The sequence below is a fragment of the Pandoraea sp. NPDC087047 genome, assembly GCF_044745225.1.
Classification (GTDB): domain Bacteria; phylum Pseudomonadota; class Gammaproteobacteria; order Burkholderiales; family Burkholderiaceae; genus Pandoraea.
The window spans coordinates 346756-364020 of sequence record NZ_JBIUZU010000006.1; the positions used below are offsets into that span (position 1 = coordinate 346756).

Here is a 17265-nt window from a genome sequence, read left to right on the forward strand (position 1 = left end):
ATATGCATATATGCGCGTTCACAAATGCCAAAACCGAAGGTCAGTTCTGCCAACCGAAGGCCCGCATGCGATGGACGATGCTGTCGCGGGCCGCCACCACCGTCAGCCGCGAACTCACGGACATATCGTAGAGATAGCGCGTGCGCCCCGCGTAGGGCACGCTGACGTACGGGTGCGCCAGCAGCGGAACCTCGGTGCCCGCCGCCAGCCCTTCCCCTTCCCCGGCAAGACGCGCCAGGCACAAGCGATGGGCGGCATCGCGCGCCACGGCGAACGGATCGAATGGGTTGGACGGCGGACTCGCCTGCGCCGCCTGAACGATCGCCGACGCGCCGTCGTCCGCCCCGAGCGGCGCCGGTGCGTGGGCCGCCAGCGCCACCGGACCCTGCCCCATTGCGACGAAGAGCCACAATCCGGCGTGCGCCATGTCGACCCATACCTTGCCATGCGGGCCGTCGCATTCGAGCGACGACACGCCCGGTGTGGCCGTCGGGACAGGCGCCTGCGAAGGCGAACAGCGGAACCAGCGGCCGAAGATCCAGCGCAGGGCAATGCGCTCCGAGAGAAAGCGATGACGCATCTGCGCGCGAGGCAGGCGGCGCGCGAGGGAATGCTCGGCGGCCGAGAGCCACGTCGCGCCGTCGTCAAGGCCGCCCGCTGCCGCGCCCGTCGCGCCAAAGGGACGCCCGGCCAGCAAAAAGCGCCATAGCCAGAGTTCATCACCCGCGCATTGAGGGAACGGCCTTTGCGCCAGATCGGACGCCTCGCCGGCCGCTTCGGCTCGCGCTTGGCGATTCACGCTGCTCGCCAGCGCCCGATTCTGCGCACCTCCCGAGAGCTTGCGCTCCCCCTGTCCGAACTGCCCTAGCGGCACGTAAGTCATTGAAGGCGTTGGAATCGATGCCACGCGCGGGGTCGGATCGACCGTTCGTTTCAACATCAACAATTACGACCTCCACAGGCGGGGCTCCCGATAACACTCACAGCTTTGCTCAAGGGCATTGTCATCGGCGACCCTTCATTTGTTAATGAGAATCATTATCAAATAATAGCACAGGGGGCGACACAAAAGATGTCACCCGTGGGGCTGGTTAGATACGTGGAAAACGTAAGGAGGACGGGAAGAAGCGTAGATGCGGTCAGCCGCGATCGCGGCTGGCGCATCGGCCCTGCGGATTGGGAAAATGTCTTCGAGATGGGGTCAGGCGCTCGCTGGCAGCGGCGGGCGGTAGCCCAGCGCATGGCTGGCGGCCAGCGCCTCGCGGCGGACGGCTTCGCCGATGGGGCCGTCCATACGCGCGTCGAAGCCTCCCGTCGCACCAAGCGCCGTGATCACGCCGACGAGCCGGCCGTCGTAATTAAAGACGGGGGCGGCGATGGCGCTGATGCCGGTCAGGTTGGTATCGCGAACGCTCGTGCCCTGCTCGGCACGCACCGACGCACGTAGCACACCGATGGGGTCGGCGCCTTCAAGCTGTGCCCGGTGTTCGGGGCTGGCATGCGAGAGTTCGCTCTCGGCCATGGCCAGGACTTGCGGATCGTCCAGCAGGCCGAGGAAGACGCGACCCGCGGCCGACCAGAGGACGGACATGACCGAGCCGATCCGCACGTTGATCGTCACCGGCAGGCCGGGCTCTTCGAAACGCACGATCGTCGGCCCCTTGTTGCCCATCACGGCGATGAAACAGGTAACGTCGAACATTTCACGCAAGCGCACGAGCGCTGGCTCCGCGGCGCGCACCGGATCGGCCTGACGCATGGCGGCCACGCCGAGGAGCATGGCTTCGAGCCCGAGGTAGTAGTGCTGCGAGTCGGCGTCCTGTGCGACGAGGCCTTCTTCCACCAGACTCATCAGATAGCGATGGACCTTGGCGGGACTCTGCTGCACGTGCTGCGCGAGCGCGGTGAGGCTGGCACGACCGCCCAGGCGGGCAAGTCCCTTGAGTACGACCATGCCGGTCTCGGCCGATTGCACGCGCTGACGACGGCCGCGCTCACGCGGTGCGTCGCCGGTGTCGTTGCCGGAGGCCTCGATGCCATCCTTCTCGCGCGAAAGCGCGGCCGCGTGGGGCGGGCGACCTGCTGTGGGTCTTTTGCTTGTCGTCATCGGCGAGATTTTAAGATGCAAATCGACGTTGTCCGGCGTCGACACGCCTAGAGGTTAACCCCAGTCCACCAATTTACGCAATGCGTATTATATTTACGCTTAATAGATTCAGAGAATGTGAGCGCACCGCAAGGGCAGATCACATCGGACCGAGGAGACGTCCCTGCCTACGTGGGCGCGCCAGTGCCGGGTGTTGCCGGGGACACGCTGCCGCATCGGGCAACGCTCCTCTACACTTGTTTTATTGCGTGTGTCGCCGCGAGCCGTGTCTGGCCCGCCGTCGCACCCGACCAAGAGAGCCTCAGAGAGCGAACGGATGAGCCAGACGATTTCCCCCACTCCCGGCACTGCCGGCAATGCAGGCACGGCCGCCGCCAGCGCAGGCGGTTGTCCGTTTCATCAGACGTCTGCCGCGCGCGCCCCGAACGGCTGCCCGGTGAGCGCACGCGCCGCCGAGTTCGATCCGTTCGAAGACGGCTACCAGCAAGACCCGCCGGAATACGTGCGCTGGGCGCGCGAGCAGGAGCCGGTGTTCTACAGCCCGAAACTCGGCTACTGGGTCGTGACGCGCTACGACGATATCAAAGCGATCTTCCGCGACAACATCACCTTCAGCCCGTCGATTGCGCTGGAGAAAATCACGCCGACGGGCCCGGAAGCCAACGCGGTGCTCGCGTCGTACGGCTTCGCCCTGAACCGCACGCTGGTCAACGAAGATGAACCGGCACACATGCCGCGCCGTCGCGTGCTGATGGAGCCGTTCACCCCCGAGCACCTCAAGCATCACGAGCCGCTGGTGCGCCAGCTCGCGCGCGAATACGTCGACCGCTTCGTCAACGATGGCCGCGCCGACCTCGTCGATCAGATGCTGTGGGAAGTGCCGCTCACGGTGGCGCTGCACTTCCTCGGCGTGCCTGAAGAAGACATGGACAAGCTGCGCGAGTACTCCATCGCGCACACGGTCAACACCTGGGGACGTCCGAAGCCCGAGGAGCAGGTCGCCGTTGCGCATGCCGTGGGCAACTTCTGGCAGCTCGCGGGCAAGATTCTCGACAAGATGCGTCAGAACCCGGATGGCCCGGGCTGGATGCAATACGGCATTCGCAAGCAAAAGGATTTCCCGGAAGTGGTCACCGATTCGTATCTGCACTCGATGATGATGGCCGGCATCGTGGCGGCGCACGAGACCACGGCCAATGCCACGGCGAACGCCATGAAGCTGCTGCTCTCGCATCCGGACGTCTGGCGCGAGATCTGCGAAGACCCGTCGCTCATTCCCAATGCGGTGGAAGAGTGCCTGCGTCATAACGGCTCGGTCGCGGCATGGCGACGTCTCGCGACGAAGGACGTCAACATCGGCGGCATCGAGATTGCCGCCGGGTCGAAGCTGCTGATCGTGACGTCGTCCGCCAACCACGACGAAGCGCATTTCGCCGATGCCGATCTGTTCGACATCCGCCGCGAGAACGCCAGCGATCAACTGACCTTCGGCTATGGCTCGCACCAGTGCATGGGCAAGAACCTCGCCCGCATGGAAATGCAGATCTTCCTCGAAGAATTCACGCGCCGCCTGCCGCACATGAAGCTCGCCGCGCAACAGTTCACCTATGTGCCGAACACGTCGTTCCGTGGCCCGGAGCATGTGTGGGTCGAGTGGGATGCGACGCAAAATCCGGAGCGTCTCGATGCGTCGGTGCTCTCGCGCCAGTCGCCGGTGCGCATCGGCGAGCCCTCGGGACACAGCGTGACGCGCCCGGTGGTCGTCGAGTCCGTCACGCCCGTGGCCGAGGACATCGTCAAGCTGCGCCTGATCGCGCCTAACGGCCGCGCCATGCCGCGCTGGGCCCCTGGCTCGCACATCGATATCGAGTGCGGCGAGACGGGGCTGTCACGTCAATATTCGCTGTGCGGCGATCCCGCGGACGCTGGCGCACTGGAAGTGGCAGTCCTGCACGAGCCGCAAGGCCGCGGCGGTTCGAACTGGGTTCACACGCAGGTGAGCGCGGGCCACCGGCTGCGCATTCGCGGCCCGCGCAATCACTTCCGTCTCGATGAAACGATCTCGCGCGCGATCTTCGTGGCGGGTGGCATCGGCGTGACGCCGATTGCCGCGATGGCGCGTCGCGCCAAGGTGCTGGGCATCGACTACGAAATCCATTACAGCGGCCGCAGCCGCCGCACGATGGCGCTGATCGACGAGCTTCAGGCGTTGCACGGCGAGCGCCTGCATCTGTGGGTGAAGGACGAAGGACGTCGCGCCGATTACGTCAGCCTGCTGGCCACGCCGCACCAGGGCACGCAGGTGTACGCCTGTGGTCCGGTGCGCATGCTCGACGCCCTGGCGCAATGCAGCGCGCACTGGCCGCACGACACGCTGCGCGTTGAGCACTTCCAGTCGCAACTGGGCACGCTCGATCCCGAGAAGGAGCATGCGTTCGAAGTCACGCTCAAGGATTCGGGGATTACGGTGACGGTGGCGGCCGGTCAGACACTGCTCACGGCGCTTCGCGCGGCGAATATCGATGTGCAGAGCGACTGTGAAGAAGGCCTGTGCGGCTCGTGCGAAGTGCAGGTGCTGGAGGGCGACGTGGATCACCGCGATGTGGTGCTCACACGCGCCGAGCGCGACGCCAATACGAAGATGATGTCCTGCTGCTCGCGCGCCTGCGGCAAGAAGCTGGTGCTGGCGTTGTAAGACGTCGCGCGCGGTACGCTCTTCATGCCTTGCCGTTCGCTCAATGCGCACTCTGCGGCTTGCGCAGCATCGTCATCAGTGCGATCAGCGCGAGCACCGCAAAACCGCACATGAGCGTGACGAGCGGACGCGGCGAGCCGTCGTTCAGCAAGCCGAGCAGCCCGCCCGCGGCGAAGCCGAAGCCATACTGCACGCTGCCCACGAGCGCCGCCGCAGCGCCCGCACGCGTGGGATGATTCGCCAGCGCCCCCGCCACCGAATTCGCCGTGATGATGCCGCGCAGCGACATGAACAGGAACAGCATCACCACTATCAGCGGCAGCAACGCAAAGCCCAGCCACACCGTCGCACACAAGACGGCAGTGACGATGGCGCAGCCGATAATGCCGATGCGCATCAATCGATACGGCCCTATCTGCCCGACACGGCGCGAGTTGAACATCGTCATCAATGCCATGCCCACGATGTTGATGCCGAAGAGCACCCCGAAGAACTGCGGCGAAACGTGGAAGTACTCCATGTACACGAGCGGCGTGCCGGTAATGTATGTGAACGACGCGCCAAAGACCGCCCCGCCCGCCAGCATGTAGCCGACGAAATGCGCGTCGCGCAGCAGATGCCAGTACGACATGACGATAGCGCGCGGGCCACCGGGCTGACGGGCATGCACGGCCCCCGTCTCCGGCAAACGCCACAACGCGAGCAACGCGCCCACGCCGAACACGGCCAGGATGCCGAAAATCACCCGCCACGTCGTGAAACGCAGCATCTGTCCGCCGACCAGCGGCGCAACGATCGGCGCCACGCTCATCACCAGCAGCATGATCGAGAACGCGCGGGCGCTGTTGCGCGGCCCGTAGACATCGCGCACGATGGCCTGCGCGATCACGGGCATGGCGCACCCCCCCAGGGCCTGCACGAAGCGCCACATCATCATGTGATCGATGCTGTCGGCAAACGCGCAGCCGATGCTGCCGAAGACGTATAACGCGATGCCTGCGGCCATCGGTTTGCGGCGTCCGAAGCGATCCGCGAGCGGCCCCCAGACGAGTTGTCCAAACGCAAATCCGAGGAAGAAGTACGACAGCGTGAGTTGCGCCGCCGCTGCGCTCGCGCCGAGTTCGTGACGCATCGTCACCAGCCCCGGCAGATACATATCCGTGGATGCGGGCGCGATCATCATGAACAAGCCGAGAATGCCGAGCAGCACGCGCTCGGAGGGCAACGCAGGAGAGAGTTCGGACGTCGAGGTCATTTATCGTTCTGATTTTTGTGGACGAAGCCTGTCGCGTCGCAAGAGACGCCGCCCAAAGAAGAACGACGAAACGACGCCCGCCATGATAACGCCGGCGGGCGTCGCACTTTCATACTCGATGGTTATCGCACACCTAACCGCTGCTCATGGTCGAGCCTGCGCGAGCGGCGCTTCACGCGCCATGCATCGTGCGATCAACCGGCCGTGGCCGCGCGCAAACTCCCGCCGTCGCGACGCTGGGTGCGGGCAATGGCCAGCACGCCGACGAGCGAAACGCACGCCGGGACCGCCGCTGCCAGGAACAGCGAAGACGACGACCATTGCAGGTGCATCAGCGCGCCGCCGAGCACCGGGCCCAGCACCGAGCCGATGCGGCCGATGCCGAGGCTCCAGCCAATCCCCGTCGAGCGCAACGACGTGGGGTAATACGTCGCGGCCAGCGCGTTGAGTGCCGGCTGTCCGCCAATGATGGAGAAGCCTGCGAAGAAAATCGCAACGAACACCGCGACCATCGACACCATCACCATCGGATTGCCGATGGCCGCCGTTGCCGCAATCGCGATCAGGAACGTGACGGCCAGCACACTGGTGAAGCCCACGCGGTCGATCACACGGCCCAGCAACAGCGTGCCGATCACACCGCCCGCCCACAACGCGGTCCCCGCCATCACGGCGACCTGCGTCGAATAGCCGGCATCGCGAATCACCGTGGGCAGCCAGTTCGACAGGAAGTACATGTCGAGCAGGTTGGCAAAGTTGATGACCCACAGCAGCAGCGTTACGCGAGCGCGGCCGTCCTTGAACAGTTCGATGAACGGCACGCCCTTGGCCTTCTGTTCGTCGAGCACGAAGTGGGCGTTCATAGGCACATTGGCGTTCGGCACCACGCGCAGCAACTGCTTGCGAATGCGCGCGTCGTCGTGATTCCCGCGCTTCCTGAACATCAGGAACTGAATCGATTCGGGCAACGAGACCCACATCAGCACGCCGAGCACCAACGGAATGGCCCCGCCGATGAAGAACACGGCGCGCCAGCCCAGACTCGGGATGATGGCGGCCGTGATGAGTCCGCCGACCACACCGCCCAGCGTGAAACCGCACGACACGATCATCATGAGCGAGACACGAATGCGGCGCGGGCTGTACTCACCGGCGAGCGCCATCGCATTGGGCATGATGCAGCCCAGACCCAGCCCGGCGGCAAAGCGCCAGATGACCAGTTCGGTGATCGTATTCGCGAAACCGGTGACGATCATGCACACCGAGAAGAACAATGTTGCACCGATCAGCACCGGGCGGCGACCCAGCTTGTCGGCCAGCGCCGAAAACGTGAGCGAGCCGACCAGCATGCCGAACAACCCCGCACCAAAGACCGGCGAGAGCGTTTCCTTGGCGATGCCCCACTCGCGAATCACGACCGGCGCCACATAGCCCATCGCCTGAACGTCGAAACCGTCCACCACCAGGCACATCGCGCACAACGCGATCACCCACCACTGATAGGTGCCCAGTCGACTCTCGTCGATCAGCGTGCCCACATTCACTTCTGCTGCTTTCATTCTGTCTCCAAACATTCTCGCAACTTCGTGGTATTGCGTCCCGGTCGAGGCGCCGGCTTTTCCCTACGTTGCCTCGCAGGCACCTCGCCGCCTTCTGGGGCCGCGAGGCATTTCGTGCGGAGGATCGGCGGACGAACGGTGTCGCCCACTCGCGCACGAATTTACGCTTTGCGGAAGTTTATCTCTCCCAACGTAAATCGATGCTTGGTGTTAACACTTAGACAAGACGTGGATTCTCAGCCCTTGCCAGACAAGGGTTGGCAGCGGTTCGCGCGTTGCGTCGGCGGGGGTCGCTCCTCCTGTTCGTCTGCGGGAGACGTCCGTCAGTTCTGTGGTTTTTCTCCATCGCGACGAGGCAACCATGTCTCTGCCGCTCGGCGCAGACGTATATGGAGCAAGGAAGCAGACGATTCGCGCCTGAAAAAGCGACGAATTGTCGCAGTTGTGGTTTTTCTACCTATTTTTTCGGCGAAGGTTTACCCGTCTAGGGATTTCCCTGATATAGTTGCACCTGTCTCCTCCACCTCCTCCTGGTGGATTTCACGGCCAGCAACGCGCTGGCCGTTTTTTTTGCCTGTCGATTTCGTGATGTCCCGAGCGCGCCGGTCGGGTGGGAATTAACGAGACGTAATGCAATCGCGGAGACGGCGTGGCTGTGGGCGCACTTTCCTGCGCTACACTCGACGCCATGAAAATCGCGCCGCTCGCCCCCCTGCTCTGTGTTTTGCCGCTCGCCGGCTGCTATGTCGTCCAGTATCCGGGAGGCGCCCTCACGCTTTCGCCGAACCCCGATGCGCCACAAGCGCTGCGCGCTGCGCCGGGTTCCATCGGCAGTCCGGAAGTCACGACAGCCCCGGTGCCGACGCCGCGCGTTGCGACGGCCACGGTGACATCGTCGCCCATGCCGCCTCCGCCTGCTGGCGCGGCCGCGCCTCGGTCTTCACCGCCGGCGTATCCGAACGGGTCGCCCGTGCCGCCCGACTACCAACCGGGCAATGGCTCGCCTGTCCCGCCGGATTATCGACCGCCAGCGCAACCGGCGCGACCGCCGGCCTACCCCAACTATCCGAACGGATCGCCGGTGCCACCCGATTACGTACCGCCGCCGACGTCGCGAGTGCCGTCATCGGGTGCCGTCGCGTATTCGTCCGATCCAGGGTATGCGACTTACGCCGCCTACCCGACCTATCCGGCATATTCGGCCTATCCGACGTATGCGACCTACCCCACCTATCCGGGGTATCCGGGATATCCGGCCTATGCGCCGATTTACCCGGCATATGCACCGTCGCCGTGGCTTAGCAACGTGTCGTTCTCCGTTTCCTGGGGGCGCGGATGGGGTGGTTGGGGCGGGCGCTGCTGCTATCGCTGGCGCTGAACGGCCAGCGGCCGCTCAGGCAAACGCGAGCGAATCTCTGATGTGCGCTGAACGCGCGCGTGATCGAGCCCGAGTCAAGGTTGAATCGATGGTGAGTCGAGGCCGAGTGCTGACCGAAGACCGAACGCGGTCCCGATACGCGGTGAATCCTGCAGTGCGGAGGGTGAGTACAACGCCCAGTGACGCTTAGCGACAATCCACGCAGTGGTCAGTGCGACGTCTTGCTTTCGTTCGCCACGCGATCCTCGATGCGGCACTCGATACGTTTGCGGATCTGCGCCGCAGCCTCGGACGCACAGTTGGCGTCGATACTCGAGAATTCGCAACGGCCGATGTAGTCGCCGTTGCAATACGCATCCACCGCGCCATCGAATCGGCTGTCGGCGCGCGGCGTCACCGCACCTGCCAGCTCGAACGGACGCCCCGGAGGCGTGTTGCTGACGTAGCGCCAAGAAAATCTGAATGAGTCTGTCACGTGTCCCCCTCTGTAAAGCGGCAGCTATGGATCTGTCGGCCAATGCTGTTTTTCGAAGAATCGTAACATGTTCAGGAATTTCGCCAACGGCACGAAAAAAAAAGCGGCCCACCAGGGCGGTGAGCCGGACAATCCGTGGAGGTCGGGGGCACATCAGGACCACGGTGATTTCACTGTAGTCCCGAATCATTGTCGTTACTCTCGGTGATTTGCCTGATGCGGGCGCCGAAATTATTACCGGCGGTTGCTAATGCGTCCCCCGATCGTCTCACCCCATTGCGCCCCGCCGCTCGGGCAATTCCCCCGTTTTATGCGCTTGCGCCACGGGTATTTACCGCCGTTGCCGCGTTTGTGACGTTTGTGACGGGCGCCAGATCGTCTGCCGCCATCGCCTTGCCGAACAACCATCCCTGCCCCACAACCTCCGGATCGATCGCCAACATGTAATCGGCCTGCGCCTGCGTCTCCAGGCCTTCGACGATGACATCCACCTTGAGCAGCGCCGCCATCTTGCAGATCTGATCGACGATGGCGCTACCCACCGTATCCGTGCCAATGGCATGCGTGAACATGCGATCGATCTTCAGCGCATCGACATTGAGCGTCGACAGGTATGCCAGATTGGAAAACCCGGTGCCGAAATCGTCGATGTGAATCTGATAGCCGTCGACACGCAACCGATCGAGTGCTTCGCGAAGCCGCGTCATGTTGTCGGTCGAGCGCTCGGTCACTTCGAGCGCAATCTGCGCACGGGGAACCCGCAGCGACGACGCCACGTGATTCAGATACGTGTGGAATGTGCGGTCGACAATGTCGGTCGCCGCGAGATTGATGCTGATGTGGAACTCCGGATCGGCCAGGGCGCGTCCGTGCATCTCGATCAGCGCGCGACGCGTGACCTGACGCGAAATCAGCCCGATCACGCCGCGTCGCTCGGCAATCGGGATGAACATATCCGGCGAAATCGGATTGCCCGTGCTGTCGTTGAGTCGCGCCAGCGCCTCCACGCCGACCATCTTTCCGTCTCTCAGACGCACCAGCGGCTGGTAGACGACGTGAACGCCGCCCGACTCGGCGGCCTGTTGCGTCACCCAGTCGATGGATGTCCGATAGCGCTGGCGGGAACGCCACGACTGGCCCATCGAACCACCGGCGAGCGCGCCGATCGTCAGCGCGAGCATCAATCCCCACGAATTGGTCAGAATACATGACGACACGTACACCGCCGACGCGCAGACATCCACGTCGCTCGAACACGCAGAGAACTGACGCAATGTGCCGAAGTCGAGCCAGCCCGACGTCTGCCCCAAAGTCACGCGCTGCTGGTCCTCGAACCGCCCGGCGCGCCAGAACTGAAAGCGCATGTCGCCCGTTGATGCCACCGACGCGAAGCCCGGCTGCGGGGTCGCGAGCCGCTCGGGCAGCACCGGCGGGCTGAAGACCACCACGTCGCCCATGCCGATGGCCGTGGCCTGCACGCCGGGCGTCACAATCCCCGTGAGCGTATGCCAGAGCTTCACGCCGGAGCGCGTTTCATGACTGGCCGGCGGCAATAGCGGCGCAGGGTCGAACCGTCCCGACACCGCCGAGCACAACAGACGCGAATCGTGAACCCGTGCGATGTCATGGAAATAGGGACTGCGCATCGCCACACGACGCAACGCGAGAATGTCCGCATCGGTGCAGGGCACTACGCCGCCGTACATCGCATCTTCCAGCGCGTTGCGGCTGGAGATCGAGGCGTCGCTCATGAAGCCCATGATGTCCTGCACATACGCGCGCAGGCGAAAGTCGTCGACGCGGGTCTGCACGATCTGTCCGACCAGCAGCAGGGCCAGCATGCCCGCGACAGCCCCAATGAGTACCGGCAACCAGCGGGTCAGCCTTCTGAAAGTTTTCATGAAGCGTGGCGTCCACGGTAGTGCCCCGATCGCGGCGGAGCGTCGTCGCAGTGTAGCGCACCGCTGCATGGATAGATCGGAATGCCATACGGTGGGACGCTCGACGCTTCGCGTTGCATCGCATTGCACTGAATTGCCTCGCATCCAAGCCGCGACAAGCGTGCGAGCGTGGGACGAAATGGGGTCGGGGCTCGGCTACCTTGGCAATTCCTCTTTCTGAAGACGATTTCGCCATGACACTCAAATTTCGCAATCCGGCGAACGAGGACGTCATCGAAATTTCGTATCTGTCGTGCATCGCGGCCTTTTTCCTCGGCCCGCTCTACCTGCTCGCCTATGGCTTCATCTGGCACGCCCTCGTCTGGACGGTGCTCGCCATCGGTCCGGCCCTACTCTGGAACGAATCGGTGCTGGTGCTCTCGCTGCCGGCAACGTGCCTGCTCTACGCCGTGCTGATCCACCCGCTGCTCGTTGGCAAACTGCGTGCGCATGGCTGGCTGCCCGCCGATGACAACGCCTCGCCGAGCCCGCGTCAGCGCGGCTACCACTAGCTCACTGATCGTTATCGGCGGTGTCTGGCGCCTCCGAGAGGTCCGACGGGCGAGCCGGCAACATCGCAATGAAACGCGCCAGCGCCGCCGAGCCGTGATCCGCGCGATAGGCGAGGCTGATCGGCGCTAGCGGCACCTTGCCGTCGATGGCGTCGATGGGCCAGAACCCCATGCCGGGCGTGCGGATCTGGCTCACCGACGCGGGCACCAGCGATACCCCGAAGCCCGCCGCGACCATAGGCACGATCGAAGTGATCTGCGGCGCCTCCTGCCCTTGCTTCGGACGAAACCCCGCCGCCTCACAGGCCGCAATCGTGCGGTCGTACAGAGCGGGACTGATCTCGCGCGGCAGCAAAATGAATTCGTCCTGCGCGAGCGCGGCGAGCGGCACCCGCTCGCGCGCACACATCGGATGCCCGAGCGGCAGAACGAGAACCATCGGCTCGTCGACGACCGGCACGCTCACGATTCCCGGCGGCACTTCGAACGGCGTGCGCACGAACGCCGCATCGACAGCCTCCTCGACCAGCGCATTCAACAGACTCGCGGTATTGCTCTGCTGCGGATGCAGTTGCACATCGGGATAACGGGCACGAAAGTCGCGAATCCACGCGGGAATGCTCGGCTCGAAATATGTCGCCCCGGCAAAACCGATGCGGATGTGCCCCGCCTCGCCCCGAGAGATCTGCTGCATGCGCCGTTTGACACGCTCCACCCGCTCCAGAATCTGCCGCGCCTCCGGCAAGAACGCCTCACCCAATTCCGTGAGCACGACGTCGCGCGGCAAACGCACAAACAACGGGCCGCCCAGCTCCGCCTCAAGTTGCCGGATCTGCAAGCTCAGCGGCGGCTGTTGTATGCCCACACGCGCCGCCGCCCGCGTGAAATGCCGCTCCTGTGCGACAGCAATGAAATATTGCAGATGCCGCAATTCCATGACCGCTCCCCCGTAAGCCCGATGCCGTCGGGCTTCGCATCGTCAATACATTAAAAGTATGAAAACAACGTGTTCAATATATTGGAAATGTAGCCGACGGGTCAATACACTTCGAGTCACGCGCAGACCGGCTCATGCATAGCGGTCGCGCCGAGAAATCAAGAGATTCGAATAAGAGAGACGAGGAGCCTCACGATGTTTGAAGACCGCATTCGCCCGGCGTCGCTTCGCGACCGGGTGATGAGCGCAGACGACGCTGCCAAGCTCGTCGGCGACGGCATGGTGGTCGGCATGAGCGGGTTCACCCGCGCCGGCGACGCCAAGGACATGCCGATTGCACTGGCCAGGCGGGCGAAGGCCCACCCCATGAAGATCACGCTGATCACCGGGGCATCGCTGGGGCACGACTCCGACAAGACCCTCACGGAAGCCGGCGTACTCGCCAAGCGCTTGCCGTTCCAGGTCGACACCACGCTGCGCAGCGCGATCAATCGCGGCGACGTGATGTTCGTCGATCAGCATTTGTCCGAGACGGTCGAATTCCTGCGCACCGGTCAGTTCGGCAAGCTCGACGTGGCTGTCATCGAAGCCGTCGCCATCACGGAAGACGGCGGGCTGGTGCCGAGTTCGTCGGTCGGCAACTCGGCGAGCTTCGCGATTCTTGCGAAAAAAGTGATCGTCGAGATCAACCTCGCGCAGCCGCTCGCCTTCGAAGGCATGCACGACATCTGGATTCCGGGTCAGCGCCCGCACCGCGCACCGCTGCCCATCGTCGACGTGCGCGACCGCGTTGGCACGAACGTGGTGAAGATTGCGCCCGAGAAGATCGCGGCCATCGTCATTACCGATACGCCGGACAGCGCGTCGAACGCGCTGCCCGCCGACGCCGACACGCAGAACATCGCCGGTCATCTGATCGAATTCTTCCAGCACGAAGTCTCGCGCGGGCGCCTGCCGCGCACGCTGCCCGCGATTCAGTCGGGCATCGGCACCATTGCCAACGCCGTGCTCACGGGCTTCATCGATTCCCCGTTCGAAGACCTGACGATGTATTCGGAAGTGCTTCAGGACTCGACGTTCGATCTGATGGAGGCGGGCAAGATGGTGTTCGCCTCGGGCTCATCGATCACGGTGTCGCAGGCGGTGCAGGATCGCGTGTTCAAGAACCTGGAGCGCTATCGCGACAAGCTCGTGCTGCGCCCGCAAGAGGTCAGCAATCATCCGGAGGTCATCCGGCGCCTGGGGTTGATCGCGCTGAACACCGCACTCGAAGCGGATATTTACGGCAACGTGAACTCCACCCACGTCGGCGGTACGCACATGATGAACGGCATTGGCGGCTCGGGCGATTTCGCCCGCAATGCCCGCATGGCGATCTTCGCGACCAAATCGATTGCCAAGGACGGCAAGATTTCGAGCATCGTGCCAATGGTGCCGCACGTCGACCATAACGAGCACGACGTGGACATCATTGTGACGGAACAGGGCCTGGCCGATCTGCGCACCCTCGCGCCACGCGAGCGCGTGAATCTCGTGATCGATAACTGCGCGCACCCGAGCTATCGCGAAGTGCTGCGCGACTACTACCGCGACGCGCTACGCTACGGCGGACAAACGCCCCACGCGCTGGAGCGGGCGTTCGGGTTGCACGTCAACCTGCGCGAGCGCGGCTCGATGCTGGCGGGGAAATGACATCGGCGTTGGCCGCCAACGCCGGGGGGCGAGCGGCCCGAAGCCGATTGACCGGCATCGACCGCACACGTTGGTGCCGAGAAGAACATGGGACGCATGCGGTTCCATGGCCCGAACGCTGGTGAGAGCGTTCCGGCATTCACGGCTCGCCTGCTCAGGCGAGCCGTTTTTTATGGCGTCGCAAGGCGCGAATCAGCCCGTCAAGAAACTCAGGCGGCGATTCGGGGGACTTGATGCCCCTCACGCATGGCGGGCCGCAGATTGGCCGAGCCTTCGATCCGGAAGATCGACACCAACTCACGCAAGCCGCTCGATTGCGCTGCCATCGACTGCGCGGCAGCCGAGGCCTCTTCCACCAGCGCGGCGTTCTGCTGCGTGACCGTGTCCATCTGCATCACTGCCTGATTCACCTGCTCGATGCCGGTGCGCTGTTCGGTCGACGCGGCAGCGATTTCCGCCATCAGATCGGTCACGCGCTTGACGGCATTCACCACTTCGTCCATCGTGCCGCCGGCCTCGGAGACGAGCTTCGCGCCCTCGCCGACCTGACGCGTCGACGCATCGATCAACTCCTTGATCTCCTTCGCGGCGTTGGCGCTGCGCTGTGCGAGCGTGCGCACTTCGCCTGCGACCACGGCGAAGCCACGTCCCTGCTCGCCGGCACGGGCCGCTTCGACCGCCGCGTTGAGCGCCAGAATATTGGTCTGGAACGCAATGCCCTCGATCACACTCGTGATATCGGCCACACGTGCCGAGCCGTCCGAGATCTCGCGCATCGTCTCGATCACCTGACGCACCACCTCGCCGCCGCGCTGGGCAATCTGCGATGCAGTCGAGGCAAGCACGTTGCCCTGCTCCGCATTGTCGGCGTTCTGTTTGACGGTCGTCGTCAGCTCTTCCATGCTCGCCGCCGTCTCCTCCAGCGACGCCGCCTGCTGCTCCGTGCGCGAAGACAGATCGGTGTTGCCCGCGGCAATCTGCGCCGAGCCGGTCGCGATGCTCTCGCTGGTGTTGCGCACCTGCCCCACGACCTGCGCGAGCTTGCCGTTCATATCCGCGAGCGAACCCAGCAGTTGGGCGAGTTCGTCCCGTCCGTGCACGTCGATATGCGAACTGAGATCGCCACGCGCCACCGTCTGCGCAATCTCCACACAGCGGCCGATCGGCACCGTGATCGAGCGCGTGATGAGCCACGCGATGACAACAGCCACGGCGAGCGCCAGCACAATCAGCACGATGGTCGCGACGAAAGCGGTCTGGTAGTCGCTTGCGGCGGCATCGGTTGCGGCGTTCGCACCGGCGCGATTGACGGCTACGTGTTCGGCGAGCCGATCGCTCAGTGCGCCAAAATTTTTGACGGCGTCGGTCGTGACCAGCGTGCGCGCCTGCTCTTTTGCGGTATCGTCGCCCAACTCCAGCTCGGCGACGCGATTGTCGATGGCCAGATAGTTCGACCAGGCCTCTTTCACGGCGTCGTACGCGCGACGGTCTTCGCTCGACGCGACCATGCTGTTGTAGCTGTCGAGCGTCTTGTTCATCAGGTCGATCGCGGCCCGGCGCTTGCCGATCTCGTCCGAGCGCGAGGCATCGGACGCGGCGAGCAGCATGGCCAGCGTTGCCCGGCGCGCCGAGTTGGCGGCCACCTGCGCGGTGCCAAGCGTCTGCACGCTGGGCAGCCAGTTATCAGCGAGGTCGCGGGTGCCACCGTAAATGCGCGACGCCTGATACACGGCCATGCCGCCCACAATGCACAACAGGACCAGCGTGACGGCAAATCCGACGGTCAACCGCGTGCCGATTTTGAGACTACCCAAGAACTTCATGCCCGCTCCATATGCGACAAAACAAGAACAATCGCATGCAGTAACGGGCAACCATTCAAGAAACTTGAGCCAATAAACCCCTGATTCTCACGAGCTGGCTTTCAAAATATTTCAAAAATCGAAAAATAAAACCAGCATCCGTATTCTTCTTGCGCCGGTTTCGCAAAGCAAACCCGACGACAACTGAAGCGCTCAATAATATCCATCAATATATATTCAATAATCTATTAAATGAGATATTAATCAATTGAACAACGATTGCCCGATCTTTCGCCCAATACGAAATCGGGCCCGGGTATGCAGCGTCCGTGCTTAGCGGCTGGCACCGTCGAACGGCGTGGGGTGAACGGAATCGAGATCGATGTCGTCAATGCAGCGCACGTTAATGGCTGCCATTTTCGATCCGTCCGGCATTTCGCCAAAGGCGAATGCCTCGACGCCACAATTGAGACAGAACTGATGACGAATGCGGTGCTTATTGAAAAGATATTCCCGCGCTTTTCCTGCACCCGCGATTTGCGAAAACTCCGCGATCGGCGCGAAAGCGAGAATCAATCCACGCTTCTTACAGATCGAACAATTGCACACAATTGTTTTGGATAAATCAATATTTGCGGTGAAGCGCAAATCACCGCAATGGCATCCACCTGCGTACTGATGACTCGACTGACTCGGCTGGTTTTGCTGATTCGCCATGACGCATCTCCTCGGAATATTGGGGACACCGCCGGCGAATATCGCTCGGTCGACGCGAAGCGGCGTCGAAGGATCGGGAGGCTGGGAAGTCTTGAAGAGAACCCGCCGGCGTGCGGCCTATTGTGCGGCAAAATCCGGCGGGCGGGCGGCAACCGGCGGCATAGCGCCGGTCTCGCCTAGCGGGGAGGTGAAACGT

13 protein-coding genes are annotated in these 17265 nt (G+C 63.4%); 4 read left to right on the forward strand and 9 right to left on the reverse strand.

Annotated features, from left to right (window positions below):
• Positions 1-40: 40 nt before the first annotated feature.
• On the reverse strand, positions 41-940 hold the full coding sequence (locus ACIPHM_RS14075; protein WP_400328914.1) for a hypothetical protein: 900 nt from the start codon (positions 938-940) through the stop codon (positions 41-43).
• Between the two features lie 261 nt (positions 941-1201).
• A complete protein-coding gene (locus ACIPHM_RS14080) occupies positions 1202-2107 on the reverse strand; it encodes an IclR family transcriptional regulator (RefSeq protein WP_400328916.1) in 906 nt (301 codons plus the stop codon).
• Between the two features lie 316 nt (positions 2108-2423).
• Between ACIPHM_RS14080 and ACIPHM_RS14085 the strand changes: the two genes are divergently transcribed.
• A complete protein-coding gene (locus ACIPHM_RS14085; RefSeq protein WP_400328919.1) occupies positions 2424-4802 on the forward strand; it encodes a cytochrome P450/oxidoreductase in 2379 nt (792 codons plus the stop codon).
• 40 nt (positions 4803-4842) lie between these two features.
• Here the strand turns inward: ACIPHM_RS14085 and ACIPHM_RS14090 are convergent, their stop codons facing one another.
• The gene (locus ACIPHM_RS14090) at positions 4843-6057 is read right to left on the reverse strand and encodes a multidrug effflux MFS transporter (protein WP_400328922.1); all 1215 of its coding nucleotides are present in this window, start codon (positions 6055-6057) and stop codon (positions 4843-4845) included.
• 194 nt (positions 6058-6251) lie between these two features.
• Positions 6252-7616, reverse strand: a complete 1365-nt coding sequence (locus tag ACIPHM_RS14095; RefSeq protein ID WP_400328925.1) for an MFS transporter — start codon at positions 7614-7616, stop codon at positions 6252-6254.
• A gap of 649 nt (positions 7617-8265) precedes the next feature.
• On the opposite strand from ACIPHM_RS14095, the gene ACIPHM_RS14100 reads away from it, so the two are divergent.
• Positions 8266-8994 (forward strand): hypothetical protein, encoded by a 729-nt coding sequence (locus ACIPHM_RS14100; RefSeq protein ID WP_400328928.1) that lies wholly within the window; start codon positions 8266-8268, stop codon positions 8992-8994.
• 208 nt (positions 8995-9202) lie between these two features.
• Here the strand turns inward: ACIPHM_RS14100 and ACIPHM_RS14105 are convergent, their stop codons facing one another.
• On the reverse strand, positions 9203-9469 hold the full coding sequence (locus tag ACIPHM_RS14105) for a hypothetical protein (protein ID WP_400328931.1): 267 nt from the start codon (positions 9467-9469) through the stop codon (positions 9203-9205).
• 308 nt (positions 9470-9777) lie between these two features.
• A complete protein-coding gene (locus ACIPHM_RS14110) occupies positions 9778-11370 on the reverse strand; it encodes an EAL domain-containing protein (protein WP_400328934.1) in 1593 nt (530 codons plus the stop codon).
• A 233-nt stretch (positions 11371-11603) separates the two neighbouring features.
• Between ACIPHM_RS14110 and ACIPHM_RS14115 the strand changes: the two genes are divergently transcribed.
• Positions 11604-11921, forward strand: coding sequence for a hypothetical protein (locus ACIPHM_RS14115; RefSeq protein ID WP_400328937.1), 318 nt, complete (start codon positions 11604-11606; stop codon positions 11919-11921).
• A 1-nt stretch (position 11922) separates the two neighbouring features.
• Here the strand turns inward: ACIPHM_RS14115 and ACIPHM_RS14120 are convergent, their stop codons facing one another.
• A complete protein-coding gene (locus ACIPHM_RS14120) occupies positions 11923-12858 on the reverse strand; it encodes a LysR substrate-binding domain-containing protein (protein ID WP_400328940.1) in 936 nt (311 codons plus the stop codon).
• Between the two features lie 195 nt (positions 12859-13053).
• Here ACIPHM_RS14120 and ACIPHM_RS14125 point away from each other — a divergent pair, with 195 nt between their 5' ends.
• On the forward strand, positions 13054-14550 hold the full coding sequence (locus ACIPHM_RS14125; protein ID WP_400328943.1) for an acetyl-CoA hydrolase/transferase family protein: 1497 nt from the start codon (positions 13054-13056) through the stop codon (positions 14548-14550).
• Between the two features lie 209 nt (positions 14551-14759).
• Here the strand turns inward: ACIPHM_RS14125 and ACIPHM_RS14130 are convergent, their stop codons facing one another.
• Entirely contained in the window at positions 14760-16373 is a 1614-nt protein-coding gene (locus ACIPHM_RS14130) for a methyl-accepting chemotaxis protein (protein WP_400328945.1), read from the reverse strand.
• Positions 16374-16685: 312 nt separating this feature from the next.
• The gene (locus tag ACIPHM_RS14135; protein WP_400328948.1) at positions 16686-17069 is read right to left on the reverse strand and encodes a GFA family protein; all 384 of its coding nucleotides are present in this window, start codon (positions 17067-17069) and stop codon (positions 16686-16688) included.
• Positions 17070-17265 lie beyond the last annotated feature (196 nt).